Raw genomic sequence first — 15,693 nt, 5'->3', positions numbered from 1 at the left:
TCAGTAGGGGGTCGGCGAGGGCGCGCGCCGTCACCCCCGCGCAGGGCGCCCGGAGTCGCCGGAGGCTTCAGAGCCTCCAGAGCCCTCGGAGGCTCCGGAGCTCTCAGGGTCTCCGGAGCTCTCAGGGTCCCCGGAATCCTCGAAGTCCTCGTAGTCGAAGCCCGGCGCGACCACGCACGTCACCAGGACCGGCTCGTCCCCCGCGGGCTCGGCCGACTGCCACACGCCGCCGGGCACCAGGAACTGCGGTCGCTCGCCCCGCTCGACGCCGGGCCCGACGATCGCTTCGGCGGCCCCCTTCCCGTCGGGTGCGTCGTCGGGTGCGTCACCGGAGCCGCCGAGCCGCATCCGCAGCGGGCCGCCGCGGTGCCACAGCCACAGTTCGTCGGAGCGCACGCGGTGCCAGCGGGATACCTCGCCGGGGTGGAGGAGGTAGTGGATGCCTGTGGCGAACGCCCGCGGCCCGCCGTAGCCGTCGGGGACCGCCTCGCGCGAGGTCTTCCACGTCTCGCGGAACCACCCTCCTTCGACGTGTGGTTGGAGGCCGAGGAGTGCGACCAGTTCCGAAGTGCCGGGAGTCCTGTCAGCCATGAGGGCATTCTCGCGCGGCCCCACGCCCGGACGCCCCCGGAATCGCCTTCCTCGTCCCGCCCCTCACCTTCTCCGCCCCTCACCGTCGCCCCCCTCAGCCGCCGGACCGGTCGGCGGAACCGGCCCCGGCCCCGGCCTCGGGCTTGACCGCGTCCGAGGCTATGAGCAGGGCCGTGCCCAGGACGGCGAGGACGATGCTCACGTACATCTCGTAACCGTCGAGGAATCCCAGGTAGCGCACGACCACCCAGTAGTGGAGCCAGCCGGTGAGTCCGTGGACGACGCCGCCCAGCCCCTGCAGGAGCAGGATGATGCCGACGCCTTCGAGCAGCTTCTTCATACCCGCCATGCTCCTGCCGCCGCACTGCCCCGGTCATCGCCCGGAAGGCTGCGCGGCGCGAACCGAAGTAGCCGCCCGCGGCCCCTCGGATCACCCAAGGTCCCGCCCGAATCATCCAAGGTCCCGCCTCGTGCAACTTTGGTATCGGGCCTCCGTCCGGCGCCTCCGGTCCGCTCGCCGCGTCGGTAAATTGGCTGTTCATGGACGTGAAGACCGAGGAGACGGCGGAGGTGCGGCCGCGTAAGTCGCGCAGTGTGCGCGACTGGGCGGTCGACATCCTCTGCATCGCCCTCGCGGCCGTGATCGGGATACTGGCCGCCGAGGCCCTGCGCAAGGATCCGGACGCCTCGCGCGCGCTCCTCTTCTCCGACCAGATCGTGGGCGCCCTGGCCTGCGTCGCGCTGTGGATGCGCCGCCGGTGGCCGGTGCCGCTCGCGGTGACGCTGCTGGTCGTGAGCATCGTGGTGCCGACCGCCGCAGGGGCCATGCTCGTCGCGGTGTTCACGGTGGCGGTGCACCGGCCGTTCCGGACCGTGGCCACCGTGGGCGGGCTCGCCCTGATCAGCGAGCCGCTGCAGGCGGCGATCCGCCCCGACCCCACCCTGAGGTTCCCCGCAGCGACCGCCACGGGCGTGCTGCTGGTCCTCACCGTCATCGGCTGGGGCATGTTCGTCCGGTCCCGGCGCCAGCTGGTCCTGTCGCTGCGCGAGCGCGCCCGGCGCGCGGAGGCGGAGGCGCAGCTGCGGGCGGAGCGGGCCCAGCGCCTGGCCCGGGAGCGCATCGCCCGGGAGATGCACGACGTCCTCGCGCACCGGCTGTCGCTGCTGTGCGTGCACGCGGGGGCGCTGGAGTTCCGCCCGGACGCACCGCCCGCGGAGGTGGCCCGGGCCGCCGGGGTGATCCGTGACAGTGCGCACCAGGCCCTGGAGGATCTGCGCGAGGTGATCGGGGTGCTGCGCGCCCCCGGCGCGGAGGGCGGGGGCGACCGCCCGCAGCCCACCCTGGCGGCGCTGGAGGAGCTGGTGGAGGAGTCCCGTCAGGCGGGCACAGAGGTGAAGCTCGACCAGCGGGTGACGGACGCCCCCTCGGTTCCGGAGGCCACGGGCCGCACGGTGTACCGGATCGTGCAGGAGGCGCTCACCAATGCCCGTAAGCACGCCGGAGGGGCGGCGGTGAGCGTCATAGTCGAGGGTTCCCCGGAGGCGGGGCTGACGCTCGGGATCAGCAATCCGCCGGGTGACGGGAGCGGCGCAGCCGTGCCCGGGTCCGGGCAGGGTCTCATCGGGCTGGCCGAGCGCGCCGCCCTCGCCGGCGGCCGTCTTTCCCACGGCCCTACGCCCGACGGCGGCTTCCGCGTCGACGGCTGGCTACCGTGGCGGCCATGAACGTCGTCCCGCAGCCGCCGCACAGCCCCGAGCCTCCGCACTCGCCGCAGCCCCCGCAGGCCCCGCCGATCCGGGTCCTGCTCGTGGACGACGATCCGCTGGTGCGGGCCGGGCTGTCGTTCATGCTGGGCGGCCTGCCCGACATCCGCATCGTCGGGGAAGCCTCCGACGGCTCGGAGGTGGCCGCCCTGGTCGACCGGCACACGCCCGACGTGGTGCTGATGGACATCCGCATGCCCTCGGTGGACGGCCTGGCAGCGACCGAGGAGCTGCGCCGCCGCGAAGGCGCCCCGGAGGTCGTCGTCCTGACGACGTTCCACGCCGACGAGCAGGTGCTGCGGGCCCTGCGCGCCGGGGCGGCGGGCTTCGTCCTCAAGGACACCCCGCCGGCGGAGATCGTCGCCGCCGTGCGCCGGGTCGCGTCCGGCGAGCCGGTCCTCTCCCCCGCCGTCACACAGCAGCTGATCACCCGGGTCACGGAGCAGGAACGGGACACCCGCGGCGACCGCGCGCGGGCCCTGCTGGCCGGGCTCAACGACCGGGAGCGGGAGGTCGCGGCCTGCGTGGGGCGCGGGCAGTCGAACGCAGAGATCGCCGGTGCGCTCTATATGAGCGTGGCGACGGTCAAGACGCACGTCTCGCGCGTCCTCACCAAGCTCGGCCTCAACAACCGGGTGCAGATCGCCCTGCTCGTCCATGACGCGGGCGGCCCCGGCGCGGAGGCCTGAGCCCCGCCGGAGCCGGCTCCGGCACACCCCCGGCACAGCCCGCGAAGAAGACCGGACAAGCGCTTTCCACAAGCCGCTCCGCTACCGCCGCGCGACCGTCGGTCACCCTGTCGCGACCGTGGGGCGGTGTTGCGCAACCGCCTACGAAACTACATGCGGCCGACGTACGGCTGTTACAAAACAGCGGGGAAACAGCAGGTTGCCGGTCATAGGATCGAACTCATGATCCATGGGCGATTAGTTCTAATCGCCCCTTTGCTTTTCTACCCGCGCATCACGCGCGGGAGAGTGGGGGAAGACCTGTGCCTGGGCACATACCGCGCCGACGTGTACTCCAGGTCGCGGGCGGCGGCATCGTCGTCGGAGCCGGTGCGGTCGGTGCCTGGCAGTGGCTCTCCCCGGAGGCGAAGAAGAAGGCCACGCAGGACAGCACCCCGGTACGCCCCGCGAAGGCCACGACGTCCGAGTCGTTCGTACACGTCATCGCCCACCCCGACGACTCGCTCTACTTCATGAATCCCGAGCTGGAGCAGTCGATCCTCGGCGGCGGCCCCTCCGTGACGGTCTGCCTCACCGGCGGCGAGTCCGACGGCCGCAACGAGCTGTCGGGCGCCCGCGGCTACAAGCGGCTGCCCGAGAAGCGGGGCGAGTTCGTCCGCGCACGGCTCAACGGCTTCCGCGAGGCGACGGCCCAGATGGCCACCGGCGACTGGCTCAGCCCCTGGACCGTGGAGGCCCTGTCCCTCCTGCCCGGCATCCAGGTCGAGCTGCACACCCTGCGCGCGGCCCCCCAGGTCCAGCTGATCTTCCTGGAGCTGGTCGAGGCCCGCACCCTGCGCAACCCGCGCAAGGAGAGCCTGCGCGGCCTGTGGCTCGGGGCGGCCCCGCAGCTGACGACGCTCCTGCCGGCCGGCAGCCCGGTCAGGAGCACCTTCCAGTACGGCCGCAAGCAGCTCATCGACACCCTCGTCGCGATCTTCGAGCGCTACCAGCCGACCGTCGTCCGCACCCTGGACCCGAACCCCACGCACCTGCCGAAGCCGCCGGAGTTCCCGAACACCCCGCCCGAGCTGCGCGGCATAGCCAAGTACGACCACCAGGACCACACGACGTCGGCGTTCTTCGCGCAGGCCGCGCTCGCCGAGTACTGGGGCCGCAAGCACGCCCGGCCCACGGCCGTGGACAGCTACGTCGGCTACGAGGTCTCCCACCTCCCCAGCAACCTCGACAAGGCCACCACCGACCACAAGCTCAAGTTCCTCGACACCTACGGCTGGGCCGACGGCAAGGACTGCGGCGACACGGCGGGCTGCGGCGACCGCAAGGTGGGCCGCACCTCGGGGACCAAGTACCACGGCTGGTCGAGCAACTGCCGCCACCGCGCCACCGGCACGATGCGCTGGGTGCAGCCGCTGCCCGACGGCCGCCTCGCGGCGTTCGCGATCCTCGACGGCGCGGCACAGTGCTGGACCGAGGCCAAGGCGGGCAGCGGCATCTGGTCCGCCCCCACCTCCGTCGGCGGCTCGATGCTGGAGGGCCAGGTGCAGGCGCTGCGCCACTCCGACGGCACCCTGCAGCTGTTCTCCATACGCACCGTGCTGCCCGGGAAGGACACGCCGCACCGGCGCGAGGTCGTCACCGCGCTGCAGAGCGGCGGCGGCTCCGGCGGCACCCCGGCCTTCGGCTCCTGGGAGTCGCTGGGCTCGCCCGAGCAGGACCCCGAGCGCTCGATGGAGATGGGCTACCCGGTCGCCGTCGCCGGCACCGACGGCACGGTCCACGTCTTCGTCCGCACCTTCGAGGGCGAGGTGAGCTTCCGCAGCGGCGCCGGCGGCAAGGACTTCTCCGAGTGGGAGACCCTCCCCTCCGCCGACCCCCAGGTGAGGGTCGAGGACGGGCTCGACGCGGCCCTCGACAGCCAGGGCCGGATCCACCTCGTCGCCGCCGACACGAAGACCGTGCACCACTGGATGTCCCAGGGCTCCGGCGGCCCGCTGCAGCCGGCCGAGGCGACGAAGCTCCCCACCGCCACCGGCCCCCTGAGCCTCGTCCCGCTCGCGAACGGCGGCATGCGCATGGCCCTGCGTCAGCCGAACACCTCCCGGGTGCTCGTCGCCGACCGGCTCGGCGACGACAAGGGCTGGCGCGTCTCCGCCCAGTGCGAGCCGCTCAGCGGCCACGGCCGGGTCTCCGTCGGACAGTCCGGGAACACCACCGTGCTCACCGACCACGACCGCAAGGGCCGCGTACGGCTGTCCGCCGGCTCCGGCCGGCCGGGTCCGTGGGGCAAGGAGGGCATTCCGTTCCGGGGCGTCCCCGGCGTCGCGCTCGACGCCAAGGGCAATGCGGTCGCGGTCGTCGTCATGGGCCTGGACAACAAGCTGAGCAGCGCGCGGCTGCGCGGCTCGGGCAAGGACGCGTTCACGGACTGGATCGCCCACGACGGGAAGGCGCAGCAGACGAACGTCCAGTCGTAGGACGCGTACGGGGGTCTCGTACGGGGGCTTGTACGAGGGGTCTCGTACGGGGGGCTTGTACGAGGGGTCTCGTACGGGGGGCTTGTACGAGGGGTCTCGTACGGGGGGCTTGTACGAGGGGTGAGGCGCCCGGCGCTCGGGCGTCCGGCGCCGGCACCCCCGGTCGCGCGATGTCCCCGGTCGCGCGATGCCCTCGGCCTATCGCGCGATGTCCTCGGCGACGAGCCGTTCGACGTTCCGCTCGGCCAGCGCCGTGATGGTCACGAACGGGTTCACGCCGATCGAGCCCGGGATCAGCGCGCCGTCGTTCACGTACAGGTGGCGGTATCCGGCGACCCGCCCGTAGGCGTCGGTGGCCCGGCCCAGGACGCAGCCGCCGAGCGGGTGGTAGCAGAAGTCGTCCCCGAAGGCCTTGGCCCTCGGGCCGAAGAGGTCGTAGCGGTAGTCGGTGCCGTTCGCCTTGTTCATCCGGTCGAAGAAGGACTTCGCGGCGGCGACGGCGGGGGCGTTCTGCTCCCGCTCCCAGCGCAGCCGTACGCGGTCCGTGGCGCCGTCGTGGACGAGCGTGCCGCGCTCGGGGTTCCTGGTGACGGCCAGGTACATGCTGATCCCGGTCTCGAAGCCCGCGGGCAGCGGCGCGACGTCGGCGAAGACGGGCGCCGCGGGGTGGTCCCAGTCGTCGACGCACGTCGCGGCGATGGCCGACTGACGGGCGCCGGTGGGGTGCAGCAGGGGGTTGGCCCGGCCGGCCATGACGTTGCCGTTCGGCCCCCAGCCCGCGCCGACCTCCGCACCGAGGTCCGGCAGGGTGCCGGTGTCGCGGGCCCGGACCAGCAGCTCCGTGGAGCCGAGGCTTCCGGCGCCGAGGAAGAGGTACCGGCAGCCGATCTCCTTGCGCGCGAGCCGCCGCCCCTCCGCATCGATCCGGTCCACGCTCAGGACGTACGTGCCGTCCTCCTCGCGGCGGACCGCCGTGACGCGGTGCAGGGTCTCGACGGTGACCTTGCCGGTGCCGAGGGCGGCGGCGAGATAGGTCTTGTCCAGGCTCTGCTTGCCGTGGTTGTTGCCGTACATGACCTCGGCGGCCAGCGCGGACTTCGCCACCTCGCCCGCCGCCTCGCGCCGCATGTAGGCGAAGTCGTAGACGTTGGGGACGAACCTCGTCCTCATCCCCGCCTTCGCGGCCGCCTCGCGCGCGACGCGGGCGAAGCGGTACCACTCCGTCTGCTCGAACCAGTCCGCGGCGACCTCGTTCGCCCTGAGCATCGCGAGGGCGCGCGGGAAGTGACGGCCGTACATCTCGCCGGCGTCGACCTGCGGAAGCACCTCCTCGAAGTAGGAGCGCCTGGGCGTCGCGGCGATACCGCCGTTGACGAGCGAGCCGCCGCCCACCCCGCGCCCCACGTACACCCCCATCTGACCGAAGTTCACGCGGTCGAGCACGCCCGCGTAAGGCTCGATGGTGCGGTTGACGACGTCGAGCCAGAGGAAGGAGGCGATGGGCGCCTCGGTGCGGTTCTTGAACCAGGTGGAGCGGCGGTCGGGGTCGGGCATCCCGCAGAAGACCTTGCCGTCCGGCCCGGGACGGTTCCACAGCTGCCCCATCTCCAGCATCAGCGTGCCGACGCCGGCCTCCCCCAGCCGCAGGGCGGTGACCGCGGCCCCGTAGCCGGTGCCGACCACCACGGCCGGTACGAACGCACCGCTGCCGACCGGGTCGGCGGCGGCGGACACCCGGGGCCCGGCCGCAGCCGTGATCGTGGTCGCCCCCGTAAGGGAAGCGGCGCCGAAGGCGGCCCAGCCCAGCAGACGGCGGCGCGACAGGCGGGCGCTTGCGGCCCCGGTGACATGATCTGGTCTCCTCGACACCGGGCCCAGGATAGCGGGGCGTTAACCATCGACTACAGGGTGTACGTGATCGGGGTGCGGTGAAATGGGGTGGCGGCGGGGCGTACGGCGCGTGTTGGATGCCTGTCGTGATGCCTGCCGACTCTTCCGCCGCCCCTTCCGCCGGCCCTTCCGTCCGCCCTTCCGCGCACACCTCCGATTCCCCCGGCCCCGGGCTGCTCGACCGCCTGGAGGGCTATTACGACAGCGTGCCGCGCAGCACCGCCCGGGCCGAGGACTTCGGCCCGCTCACCCTCTTCGTCCGCGAGGGCGAGGGCTGGCCGTACTACGCCCGCCCCTCCCGGGGCCCGGCCGGCTCCGGACCGGTGAGCGCTGCCGACCTGCTCCGGGTCCGGGCCCGCCAGCGCGAACTCGGCCTTCCGGAGAGCTTCGAGTGGGTGGCCGAGACGACGCCCGCGCTGCGGGCGGCCGCCGAGGAGGCGGGGCTGACGGTGCACGAGCACCCCCTGATGGTGCTCGAACCGGGCACCGCCCCGGCCGATCCCGTGCTGCCCGAGGGCCTTGCCGTCCGGCTGCTCGCCCCGGACGACCCCGCCCTGCCGAGCGCGGTGGCCCTCGGCCCGCTCGCCTTCTCCCAGCCCGGCACCGCGGTGGGGCCCACGGGCACCGAGGAACTGGAGGCGGCGGAGCGGCTCGCCGCGCGGGACGGCACGGCGGACCGTCTGGCGGCACGCATCCGTGCGGGCCTGACGGTGCTCGCCGCGGCCGTCCGCGGCGACACGGCCCTGTGTTCGGGCATGCACCAGCCGGTCGGCGCGGTCACCGAGCTGGTCGGCATCGGGACGCTGCCCGCCGTGCGCCGGCAGGGTCTGGGCCTCGCGGTCACCGCGGCCCTGGTCGCCGATGCGCGGGCACGGGGCGCGGAGACCGTCTTCCTGTCCGCCGGCGACGACGACGTGGCCCGGATCTACGCCCGGGCCGGCTTCCGCCGCGCGGGCACGGCGCTGATCGCGGAGCCGGCCGGGCCGGGAGCGCCGCAGGCCTGACCCGGCCGGATCTCCTGTGCCAGGTCGGGTCAGGTCAGGTCAGGTCAGGTCAGGTCAGGTCCAGTACAACCCGCGCGCCCGCGACGTCGCCACCGTGCCCGGGTCGCGTACGCCCGGTGCCGGCGGGTCGTAGCACGCCTCGAAGCGGACGGTCTCCCCTTCGGAGACGGACCCCTGGTGGGTGAAGTCCACGAAGGACGCGCCCACCGTCGCGATGCGCTCGACGATCGGGCCGTTCCAGCGGGAGCCGTCCGCCCGCTGGTGATAGAAGCGGCCCTGGAGCGTACTGCCCGCCGGGACGGTCACGGTCAGGAAGACCGTCGCCGTGTACGCCTTCGCGCCGCTGATCAAGGCCTCGCCGCCCACCGAGAGGGTCGTCCACGCGCCGGGGACGAGGGCGGTCTGCGCGTCGCTGTACTCGCCGAGCGTCCGCGGAGCCCCGCCCGGCTGCGGCGGATCGGCGGGCCTGCCGGAGGCCCGGGCCACGATGGCGGGGAAGACCGCGTCGTGGAACTGCCCCACGCGCGCGTCGCCCGGACAGGCCGTGCCGCCCGTGGACCACTGCGGGAACAGCCGGTGGTATCCGTAGCCGGGTTCGTCCCAGGAGCGGCAGACCCGTAACGGCAGGCCGTGGTACTGGTGCAGCCACACTCCGACCTCGACGAGTCTGTCGACCTGCCGGTCGGTCCACGGGTCGGTGTGTTCCAGGTTGGAGGCGGTCTCGATACTCACCGCCCCGCTGCCGTCCGGGCGCAGGTTGGCCCGGTAGTTGGCGTCGGCGCGGGTCTGGGTGCCGATGTACTGCGCGAGGTCGCCTCCGTAACCGAGGCCGAAATGCGACTCGAGATTGGTGCTTTCGTGCCAGAATGCATAGATGCGGCGCGAGGTCCACGGCGCGCCGACGCTGTGCAGGATGAACTGGGTGGGCCGGATCGCCGGCTGGTCGTCCGACTCCGGCTGGAGCTCCATCTTCGTGGCGCCCGGGTACCAGGCCATCACGACTCCTCGGGGCTGGGGGGTGGGGTACGCGCCGCACCGCACGGCGACACGCACGTCTGTTCGCGGTATGCCCGTTCCCATGCCGCGCCCCACCGGGAATGAGTCCCTCCGGTGGTGAAGGCCGCCACCGAGCCCTTGAGCCCCATCCCCTGGCACCCCTCCCCCGCCTCCCTCCCCCGAGCCTCCGAGTCCCTGTTGCGGTATTACTTCTGATATGTCACGAAGTGATACGTCACGAAGCTTTGACGACCTGGTGGCCGAGGCCGAGGCCGCCCCCGTGGCCGGCTGGGACTTCTCCTGGCTGGAGGGCCGGGCCACCGAGGAACGTCCCTCCTGGGGCTATCAGCGCACCATGAGCGAACGCCTGGCCCGCGCAGACGCGGCCCTCGACATCCAGACGGGCGGCGGGGAGGTCCTCGCCGGCGCGCGGAAGCTGCCCCGCACGATGGTGGCCACGGAGTCCTGGCCGCCCAATGTCGCCAAGGCGACGAAGCTGCTGCACCCCCTCGGAGCGGTCGTGGTCGCCGATGCCGACGAGCCTCCGCTGCCCTTCGCCGACGAGGCGTTCGACCTCGTGACCAGCCGTCACCCCGCGACGGTGTGGTGGGAGGAGATCGCCCGCGTGCTGCGGCCGGGCGGCACGTACCTCGCGCAGCACGTGGGCCCGGCCAGCGCCTTCGAGCTGGTGGAGTACTTCCTGGGCCCGCAGCCGGAGGAGGTACGGCGCAAGCGGCACCCCGACGACGAGCGACGGGAGGCGGAGGCGGCGGGGCTCGGCGTCGTCGACCTGCGCGCCGAGTCCCTGCGGATGGAGTTCTTCGACGTCGGCGCGGTGATCTACTTCCTGCGGAAGGTGATCTGGATGGTTCCCGGCTTCACCGTCGGCCGGTACCGCGACCGGCTGCGCGAACTGCACGAACGCATCACGGCGGAAGGTCCTTTCATCGCCCACTCGGCGCGCTTCCTCATCGAGGCCCGCAAGCCCGTCTGACGCCGTGCCCCACCGGTCAGCCGCACCGATCAGCCCCACCGACCGGAGCCTCAGGCCGGGGCCTCAGGCCGGGGCCTCAGGCCGAGGACACCAGCCCCAGGTAGCCCTCGTCCCAGAGGTCCTCCGTGCCGTCCGGCAGCAGGAGGACCCGGTCCGGGCGCAGCGCCTCCACGGCACCCTCGTCATGCGTGACCATCACCAGAGCGCCGGGGTAGGAGCCGACCGCCGCGAGGACCTCGTCGCGCGAGGCCGGGTCGAGGTTGTTGGTCGGCTCGTCCAGCAGCAGCACATTGGCACCGGAGTGCACCAGGCCGGCCAGGGCCAGCCTGGTCCGCTCGCCTCCGGAGAGCACTCCGGCCGGCTTGTCGGCGTCGTCACCGCCGAACAGGAACGCTCCGAGGACGTGCCGGGCCTCCCCGTCGCTCAGGTGGGGAGCGGCCGCGGCCAGGTTCTGCCGCACCGTCAGCGCGGGGTCGAGGGTCTCGTGCTCCTGGGCGAAGTAGCCGAGGCGCAGGCCGTGGCCGTGGACGACGCGGCCGCCATCGGGTGTCTCGCGCCCGGCGAGGATCTTCAGCAGGGTGGTTTTGCCGGCGCCGTTGAGGCCGAGGACGGCGAGGCGGCTGCCGCGGTCGACGGCGAGGTCGACGCCGCCGAGGACGCTCCGGCCGCCGTAGGACTTGGCGAGGCTGACGGCTCCGAGGGGCGTGCGCCCGCAGGGGGCGGGTTCGGGCAGCCGGATCCTGGCGGTCCGCTCCGTCCGGCGGGCCGGTTCGAGGGCGGCGAGCATCCTGTCGGCGCGGCGGGCCATGTTCTTCGCCGCGACGGCGGTGGCGACGTTCGCCCGCATCCGGTCCGCCTGGTTGCGCAGCGCGGCCGCCTTGCGCTCGGCGTTCGCCCGCTCCCGGGTGCGGCGCCGTTCGTCGGCCCCGCGCCGGGCCAGGTACGCGCTCCAGCCGGTGTTGTGGACGTCGATGATGGTGCGGTGCGCGTCGAGGTGGAAGACGCGGTTGACGGTGTCGGCCAGCAGGCCGGTGTCGTGGCTGATGAGCACCAGCCCGCCTTGATGGCCCGTCAGGAAGGTACGCAGCCAGGCGGTCGCGTCGGCGTCCAGGTGGTTGGTCGGCTCGTCGAGCAGCAGGGTGCCGTGGCCGGCGAAGAGGATGCGGGCCAGCTCGGCCCGCCGCCGCTGCCCGCCGGACAGGGCGCCCAGCGGTTCGCCCATGCTGCGGGCGGGCAGCCCCACGCCGGCCGCGACTCGGGCGGCCTCGGCCTCGGCCGCGTACCCGCCGCGGGCCTGGAAGTCGGCCTCCGCGTGGGCGTACGCGGCCATGGCCCGTTCCTGGGCGGTCGCTCCGCCGGCCCGGGCCATGGCGTCTTCGGCGGCCCGCAGGGCACGGACGGCCCGGTCCAGGCCGCGGGCGGAGAGGATCCGGTCGGTGAGGACGGTGGCCGGGTCGGCGGCTTGCGCATCCTGCGGGAGGTAGCCGAGGGAGCCGGTGACGGTGATGTCTCCGGCGGCGGGCCGGAGTTCGCCGGCCAGGGTCCTCATCAGGGTCGTCTTGCCCGCGCCGTTGCGGCCGACCAGGCCGATGCGGTCGCCGGGGGCGATGTGGAAGGAGACGCCGGACAGCAGGAGACGGGCGCCGGCACGGACGTCGGCACCGCGAACGGTGATCATGTAATTACGCTCCGGAAAAGCTCAAGGACACACGGGTGGCGTGGAATCGGGTCCTTGAGCTAGGAAATGCGGGGCGTAGACATGCGGGCGAGGGTAGCCGCGCGAGTGCGGCGTGCGCATCCGGATTTCGGCGTGGCATCCGGATGACGCCGTCGCGGTGGCGCTTCCCTCGCTGTCGCAACCGTCCGCGCCGCCGCTGGCCGGCGCCCTCCGCGCCGGCCGGAAGGTCCTGCGGGACGGCGGCGGCAGCGTGGCCGCGGTCGAGGCGGCCGTACGGTCGCTGGAGAGGGGATGCTCTACGGCTATCTGGCGGCCGACGGCAAGGTGGTCACGAAGGTGTTCCCCGACGAGTCGCCTCGGTGACGTCGGCGACCAGTTCCACCATGTCCGGTCCGTACGCGTCCGAGTTCACGACCTTCAGCAGGAGGCAGAAGGTGCCGTCGAGCCCGTGGCGGTGGGCGAGCTGCCTGTGGTGCCGGGCCAGATACCTTATGGCCGCCTGGTTGGCGACGCTGCGCTGGCCGGAGGCGAGGAAGACCGGCCGGCTGCCGCCCGGCCCGGTCAGCCGGGCGAGCAGGACGTACTCGGCCGTGCCCTTGTCGACCCGGTATGTCTCGCCGCCGATGGTGAGTGCACCCCCGTCGGGGCCCCCGTGCGTGGCGTTCACCTCGACGCCGGGCAGCAGCGCGCGCAGGTGGGCCTCGGTGCGCCGGTTCGACACGGGCCCGCCGACGCAGAACTCGGTGCGCACGCCGATCCCCTGGCGGGCGGCGTCGTGCGCCACGATGTCCGCGTGCGCCCCGCACTCCTTGATCAGCGCGGATATCTCCAGCAGCGCGAAGGCGTCCTGCCGCGCGACGCCCCAGCCGCTCGCGCTCGGGTCCTGGTTGACCACGAGCAGGCACTCGGAGCCCGCCGGCAGGCCGAAGAAGGTTTGCTTGCGCCGGAGTCGGCGCCGCCACAGGAGCGTCCGGACGAACCAGCCCGCGGCAGCGCTGATCCCGCTGGCGACCAGGCCCAGCACGATGTTGCGCACGTCGTCGTTCATGAGCGGGCAGCCTACGGGCCCGGGCGGGGTCGGTCGACGGCCCTACGGCCGCGGCCCGAGGCGCACGGGAGCCCGCGCCTGTAGCGTCCGGGCATGAAGATCGAATCGGAGATCGAATCGGAGATCGAACCGGAGACGGCCGGACAGGTCCCGGAAACGGTCCGGGGCCCGCGGACCCCGGAGATCCGCAGTGGAGCGCAGCGCAAGCGGGACGTCCTGGAGCGGCTGGGCCGGGAGCTGGACATCTGGGTCGCCTCGGCCGGCGCCGACGGAGTGCCGTACCTGGTGCCGTTGTGCTTCCTGTGGGACGGGGAGGCGATCTGGATGGCTACCCGGCCGGCCAACCCGACGGGCCGCAACCTGCGGGAGGGCGGCCGGGCCCGGCTCGCCCTCGGGCACACGCGCGACGTCGTCCTCATCGACGGCGACGTGGAGACCCACAGCGCGCAGGAGGTGCCGGCCGCGGCGGCCGACGCGTTCGCCGGGCGCTTGGGCTGGGACCCCCGCAAGGAGGGTGACGCGTACGTCTACTTCAAGGTGCTGCCGCGTGCCGTGCAGGCGTGGCACGAGGAGCCCGAGCTCCGTGGCCGTCACTTGATGCGTGACGGGAAGTGGCTGGTCTGAGCGACGGGCGACGGGGGCGGCGGGTGGTTCGTCCGGGCGACGGGCGAGTGTGTGCCGGAGGGCACTGCCGGGCGGTCCGGCGGAGCTGCCGCCGGCCGCCCGGTGCGCCCGTCCCCACGGGTGCCCCCTCCGTCCTCCTCGCGCTCCCGCTACGCCGCGGTGCGCCCTTCTTCCGGAGCCGCGTGCCCGGCCGGAGCTCCGTGTTCGCCGAGCGGGCGGTCCGGGCCCGGCGCGAACCGTGTGCTCCCCAGGACCTCGGCGCGGACCTCGCCGGAGCCGTGGGCGCTCAGCCGGGCCCTGGCATCGACGGCGTACACGTCGACGTACTCCTGCTCCGACAGCTTCAGGATCGCGTACATGATCTCGTCGGTGACCGCGCGGAGCACGTGCCGCTGGTCCGCCATGCCCGCGTAGCGGGAGAAGTCCAGGGGTTCGCCGAAGCGGACGGTGACGGGCACCAGGCGCGGCAGCCGCCGCCCCGCGGGCTGGGCCTCGAACGTGCCGATCATCGCGCACGGGACGACGGGCGCGCCGGACCGGATCGCCATCTCCGCGACCCCGACCTTGCCCTTGTACAGCCGGCCGTCGTGCGAGCGCGTGCCCTCGGGGAAGATGCCGAGGAGTTCGCCGCGGCCGAGCACCTTCACGCCCTCCTCGACGGCGGCCTGGCCCGCGCCGCGGCCGGAGCGGTCGACGGGTATCGCGCCGAGCCCGCGGAAGAAGGCGGCGGCGAGCCTGCCCTTGAGGCCGCGGCCGGTGAAGTACTCCTGCTTGGCGAGGAAGCTGATCCGGCGCCTGAGGGTCACGCCCATCAGGAACTGGTCGGTGAACGACTGGTGGTTCCCCGCGACGATCGCCGCGCCGTGCTGCGGGACCCGGCCCAGCCCCTCCACCCTCGGCCGGAAGAGCCACCGCAGCAGCGGCACGAGCACCACGGCCTTGAACGCGCAATAGAACATGCAAACGCCCTTCTCCCAGAGAGCCCCCCGCGCCCGGGCACGCTACTCGCGGGTATGGATCAGGGGGAGAAGGCCGATTGAGCCAGAGCGTGGCTGATTGATTACGGACGGCGCCCGTGCAGGACGCCCCACTGCAGCCGTCCTCGGCGTGCGGCGTCGACCCATACGGGCAGGTTCTCCTGCAGGTGGCCGAGGTAGGCGGCGCTGATGCGCCCGCGGAGCTCCTCCGCGCGCGCCGCCGTCTCCTCGGTCAGCCGGACATAATGGTTGACCAGTTGACCGGTGTGGTCGTCGAATCCGATATCGGACAGGCCGAGGCCGGCGAGGTGCTCGCGGTAGAAGGACACGGTGGCCAGGGCGTCCACGCCGAGCCGGGAGACGGCCGGGTGGAGCACCTCCGCGGGCGTGCCTTCGGAGGCCATGATGTCGGTGAAGGCCAGCGCGCCCCCGGGCTTGAGCACCCGGACCGCCTCGCTCAGCACCTTCGGCCGGTCAGTGCTGTGGCAGAAGGCCTCCAGGGAGCACACCGCGTCGAAGTGGCCGTCGGGGAACGGTATGTCGTGGAAGGAGCCGGTGACGACCTCGACGCGGCCGGCCAGGCCGCGCTCGGCGTTGACCGCGCGGTGCCGCTCGTTCTGGGCGGCGCTGAGGTTCAGGGCGACGACGCGGCAGCCGAAGCGCTCGGCGAGCCTGCGGGCGGTCCCCCCGTATCCGGAACCGAGGTCGATGACGGCGCTGCCGGGCCCGAGGCTGCCGTCGAGCCGGTCCGCGACCCGCTCGACGGTGCGGCGGGAGGCGTCGGCGATGGGTTCGCCGAGCCGGGTGTAGATGCCGGTGTGGATGTCCTCCCCGCCCCAGACCGCGTCGTAGAAGGCGTCGACATCGCCGGAGTCGTAGTAGCTGCGCGTCGCTTCGTCGTTCACGAGTGCTCCTCTCGCCCGCAGGATCGGTCAAGATCAGCCTCACTGCTGTGCGACGG

The 15,693-nt window shown here is 73.2% G+C and carries 14 protein-coding genes; 6 read left to right on the top strand and 8 right to left on the bottom strand.

Annotation, left to right across the window (positions count from 1 at the left end):
- Window positions 1-30: 30 nt before the first annotated feature.
- Window positions 31-591 (bottom strand): cupin domain-containing protein, encoded by a 561-nt coding sequence (locus tag IE241_RS24065; RefSeq protein WP_190023907.1) that lies wholly within the window; start codon window positions 589-591, stop codon window positions 31-33.
- Between the two features lie 94 nt (window positions 592-685).
- A complete protein-coding gene (locus IE241_RS24060; RefSeq protein ID WP_190023906.1) occupies window positions 686-931 on the bottom strand; it encodes a hypothetical protein in 246 nt (81 codons plus the stop codon).
- A 200-nt stretch (window positions 932-1,131) separates the two neighbouring features.
- Here IE241_RS24060 and IE241_RS24055 point away from each other — a divergent pair, with 200 nt between their 5' ends.
- From IE241_RS24055 to IE241_RS24045, 3 genes are all read left to right on the top strand, one after another.
- Window positions 1,132-2,316 carry a sensor histidine kinase gene (locus tag IE241_RS24055; RefSeq protein ID WP_190023905.1) on the top strand — a complete coding sequence of 395 codons (1,185 nt, stop codon included), beginning with the start codon at window positions 1,132-1,134 and terminating at the stop codon, window positions 2,314-2,316.
- Window positions 2,313-3,044 (top strand): response regulator, encoded by a 732-nt coding sequence (locus tag IE241_RS24050; RefSeq protein WP_190023904.1) that lies wholly within the window; start codon window positions 2,313-2,315, stop codon window positions 3,042-3,044. The genes IE241_RS24055 and IE241_RS24050 overlap by 4 nt, the downstream gene beginning before the upstream one ends.
- Before the next feature lie 302 nt (window positions 3,045-3,346).
- On the top strand, window positions 3,347-5,521 hold the full coding sequence (locus tag IE241_RS24045; RefSeq protein WP_229899723.1) for a PIG-L family deacetylase: 2,175 nt from the start codon (window positions 3,347-3,349) through the stop codon (window positions 5,519-5,521).
- A 198-nt stretch (window positions 5,522-5,719) separates the two neighbouring features.
- Here the strand turns inward: IE241_RS24045 and IE241_RS24040 are convergent, their stop codons facing one another.
- Window positions 5,720-7,390, bottom strand: a complete 1,671-nt coding sequence (locus IE241_RS24040) for a GMC oxidoreductase (RefSeq protein WP_190023903.1) — start codon at window positions 7,388-7,390, stop codon at window positions 5,720-5,722.
- A gap of 110 nt (window positions 7,391-7,500) precedes the next feature.
- Here IE241_RS24040 and IE241_RS24035 point away from each other — a divergent pair, with 110 nt between their 5' ends.
- Window positions 7,501-8,415, top strand: coding sequence for a GNAT family N-acetyltransferase (locus tag IE241_RS24035; RefSeq protein ID WP_190023902.1), 915 nt, complete (start codon window positions 7,501-7,503; stop codon window positions 8,413-8,415).
- A 54-nt stretch (window positions 8,416-8,469) separates the two neighbouring features.
- Here IE241_RS24035 and IE241_RS24030 read toward each other — a convergent pair whose 3' ends face one another.
- Entirely contained in the window at window positions 8,470-9,411 is a 942-nt protein-coding gene (locus tag IE241_RS24030) for a peptidoglycan recognition protein family protein (protein WP_190023901.1), read from the bottom strand.
- Between the two features lie 217 nt (window positions 9,412-9,628).
- On the opposite strand from IE241_RS24030, the gene IE241_RS24025 reads away from it, so the two are divergent.
- Window positions 9,629-10,405 (top strand): class I SAM-dependent methyltransferase, encoded by a 777-nt coding sequence (locus IE241_RS24025; RefSeq protein WP_190023900.1) that lies wholly within the window; start codon window positions 9,629-9,631, stop codon window positions 10,403-10,405.
- Window positions 10,406-10,481: 76 nt separating this feature from the next.
- Here the strand turns inward: IE241_RS24025 and IE241_RS24020 are convergent, their stop codons facing one another.
- A complete protein-coding gene (locus tag IE241_RS24020; RefSeq protein WP_190023899.1) occupies window positions 10,482-12,083 on the bottom strand; it encodes an ABC-F family ATP-binding cassette domain-containing protein in 1,602 nt (533 codons plus the stop codon).
- Window positions 12,084-12,411: 328 nt separating this feature from the next.
- The gene (locus tag IE241_RS24015) at window positions 12,412-13,131 is read right to left on the bottom strand and encodes a hypothetical protein (RefSeq protein WP_190023898.1); all 720 of its coding nucleotides are present in this window, start codon (window positions 13,129-13,131) and stop codon (window positions 12,412-12,414) included.
- A gap of 93 nt (window positions 13,132-13,224) precedes the next feature.
- Here IE241_RS24015 and IE241_RS24010 point away from each other — a divergent pair, with 93 nt between their 5' ends.
- Complete coding sequence (locus IE241_RS24010) at window positions 13,225-13,755, top strand: pyridoxamine 5'-phosphate oxidase family protein (protein ID WP_190023897.1); 531 nt, start codon at window positions 13,225-13,227, stop codon at window positions 13,753-13,755.
- 149 nt (window positions 13,756-13,904) lie between these two features.
- On the opposite strand, the gene IE241_RS24005 is transcribed toward IE241_RS24010, so the two are convergent.
- Together IE241_RS24005 and IE241_RS24000 are read right to left on the bottom strand one after the other, a co-directional pair.
- A complete protein-coding gene (locus tag IE241_RS24005; protein WP_190023896.1) occupies window positions 13,905-14,714 on the bottom strand; it encodes a lysophospholipid acyltransferase family protein in 810 nt (269 codons plus the stop codon).
- Window positions 14,715-14,815: 101 nt separating this feature from the next.
- Entirely contained in the window at window positions 14,816-15,637 is an 822-nt protein-coding gene (locus tag IE241_RS24000) for an SAM-dependent methyltransferase (RefSeq protein WP_229899720.1), read from the bottom strand.
- Window positions 15,638-15,693: the final 56 nt, after the last annotated feature.

The sequence above is a fragment of the Streptomyces hiroshimensis genome, assembly GCF_014650335.1.
Taxonomy (GTDB): domain Bacteria; phylum Actinomycetota; class Actinomycetes; order Streptomycetales; family Streptomycetaceae; genus Streptomyces; species Streptomyces hiroshimensis.
Note: the sequence above shows the minus strand (reverse complement) of the source record. Positions and strands in the feature narration are given on the sequence as shown.

Coding starts and splice junctions, on each gene's coding strand:
- IE241_RS24065 (WP_190023907.1), bottom strand. CDS start 591: ATGGCTGACAGGACTCCCGGCACTTCGGAACTGGTCGCACTCCTCGGC.
- IE241_RS24060 (WP_190023906.1), bottom strand. CDS start 931: ATGAAGAAGCTGCTCGAAGGCGTCGGCATCATCCTGCTCCTGCAGGGG.
- IE241_RS24055 (WP_190023905.1), top strand. CDS start 1,132: ATGGACGTGAAGACCGAGGAGACGGCGGAGGTGCGGCCGCGTAAGTCG.
- IE241_RS24050 (WP_190023904.1), top strand. CDS start 2,313: ATGAACGTCGTCCCGCAGCCGCCGCACAGCCCCGAGCCTCCGCACTCG.
- IE241_RS24035 (WP_190023902.1), top strand. CDS start 7,501: ATGCCTGCCGACTCTTCCGCCGCCCCTTCCGCCGGCCCTTCCGTCCGC.
- IE241_RS24030 (WP_190023901.1), bottom strand. CDS start 9,411: ATGGCCTGGTACCCGGGCGCCACGAAGATGGAGCTCCAGCCGGAGTCG.
- IE241_RS24025 (WP_190023900.1), top strand. CDS start 9,629: ATGTCACGAAGTGATACGTCACGAAGCTTTGACGACCTGGTGGCCGAG.
- IE241_RS24020 (WP_190023899.1), bottom strand. CDS start 12,083: ATGATCACCGTTCGCGGTGCCGACGTCCGTGCCGGCGCCCGTCTCCTG.
- IE241_RS24015 (WP_190023898.1), bottom strand. CDS start 13,131: ATGAACGACGACGTGCGCAACATCGTGCTGGGCCTGGTCGCCAGCGGG.
- IE241_RS24010 (WP_190023897.1), top strand. CDS start 13,225: ATGAAGATCGAATCGGAGATCGAATCGGAGATCGAACCGGAGACGGCC.
- IE241_RS24005 (WP_190023896.1), bottom strand. CDS start 14,714: ATGTTCTATTGCGCGTTCAAGGCCGTGGTGCTCGTGCCGCTGCTGCGG.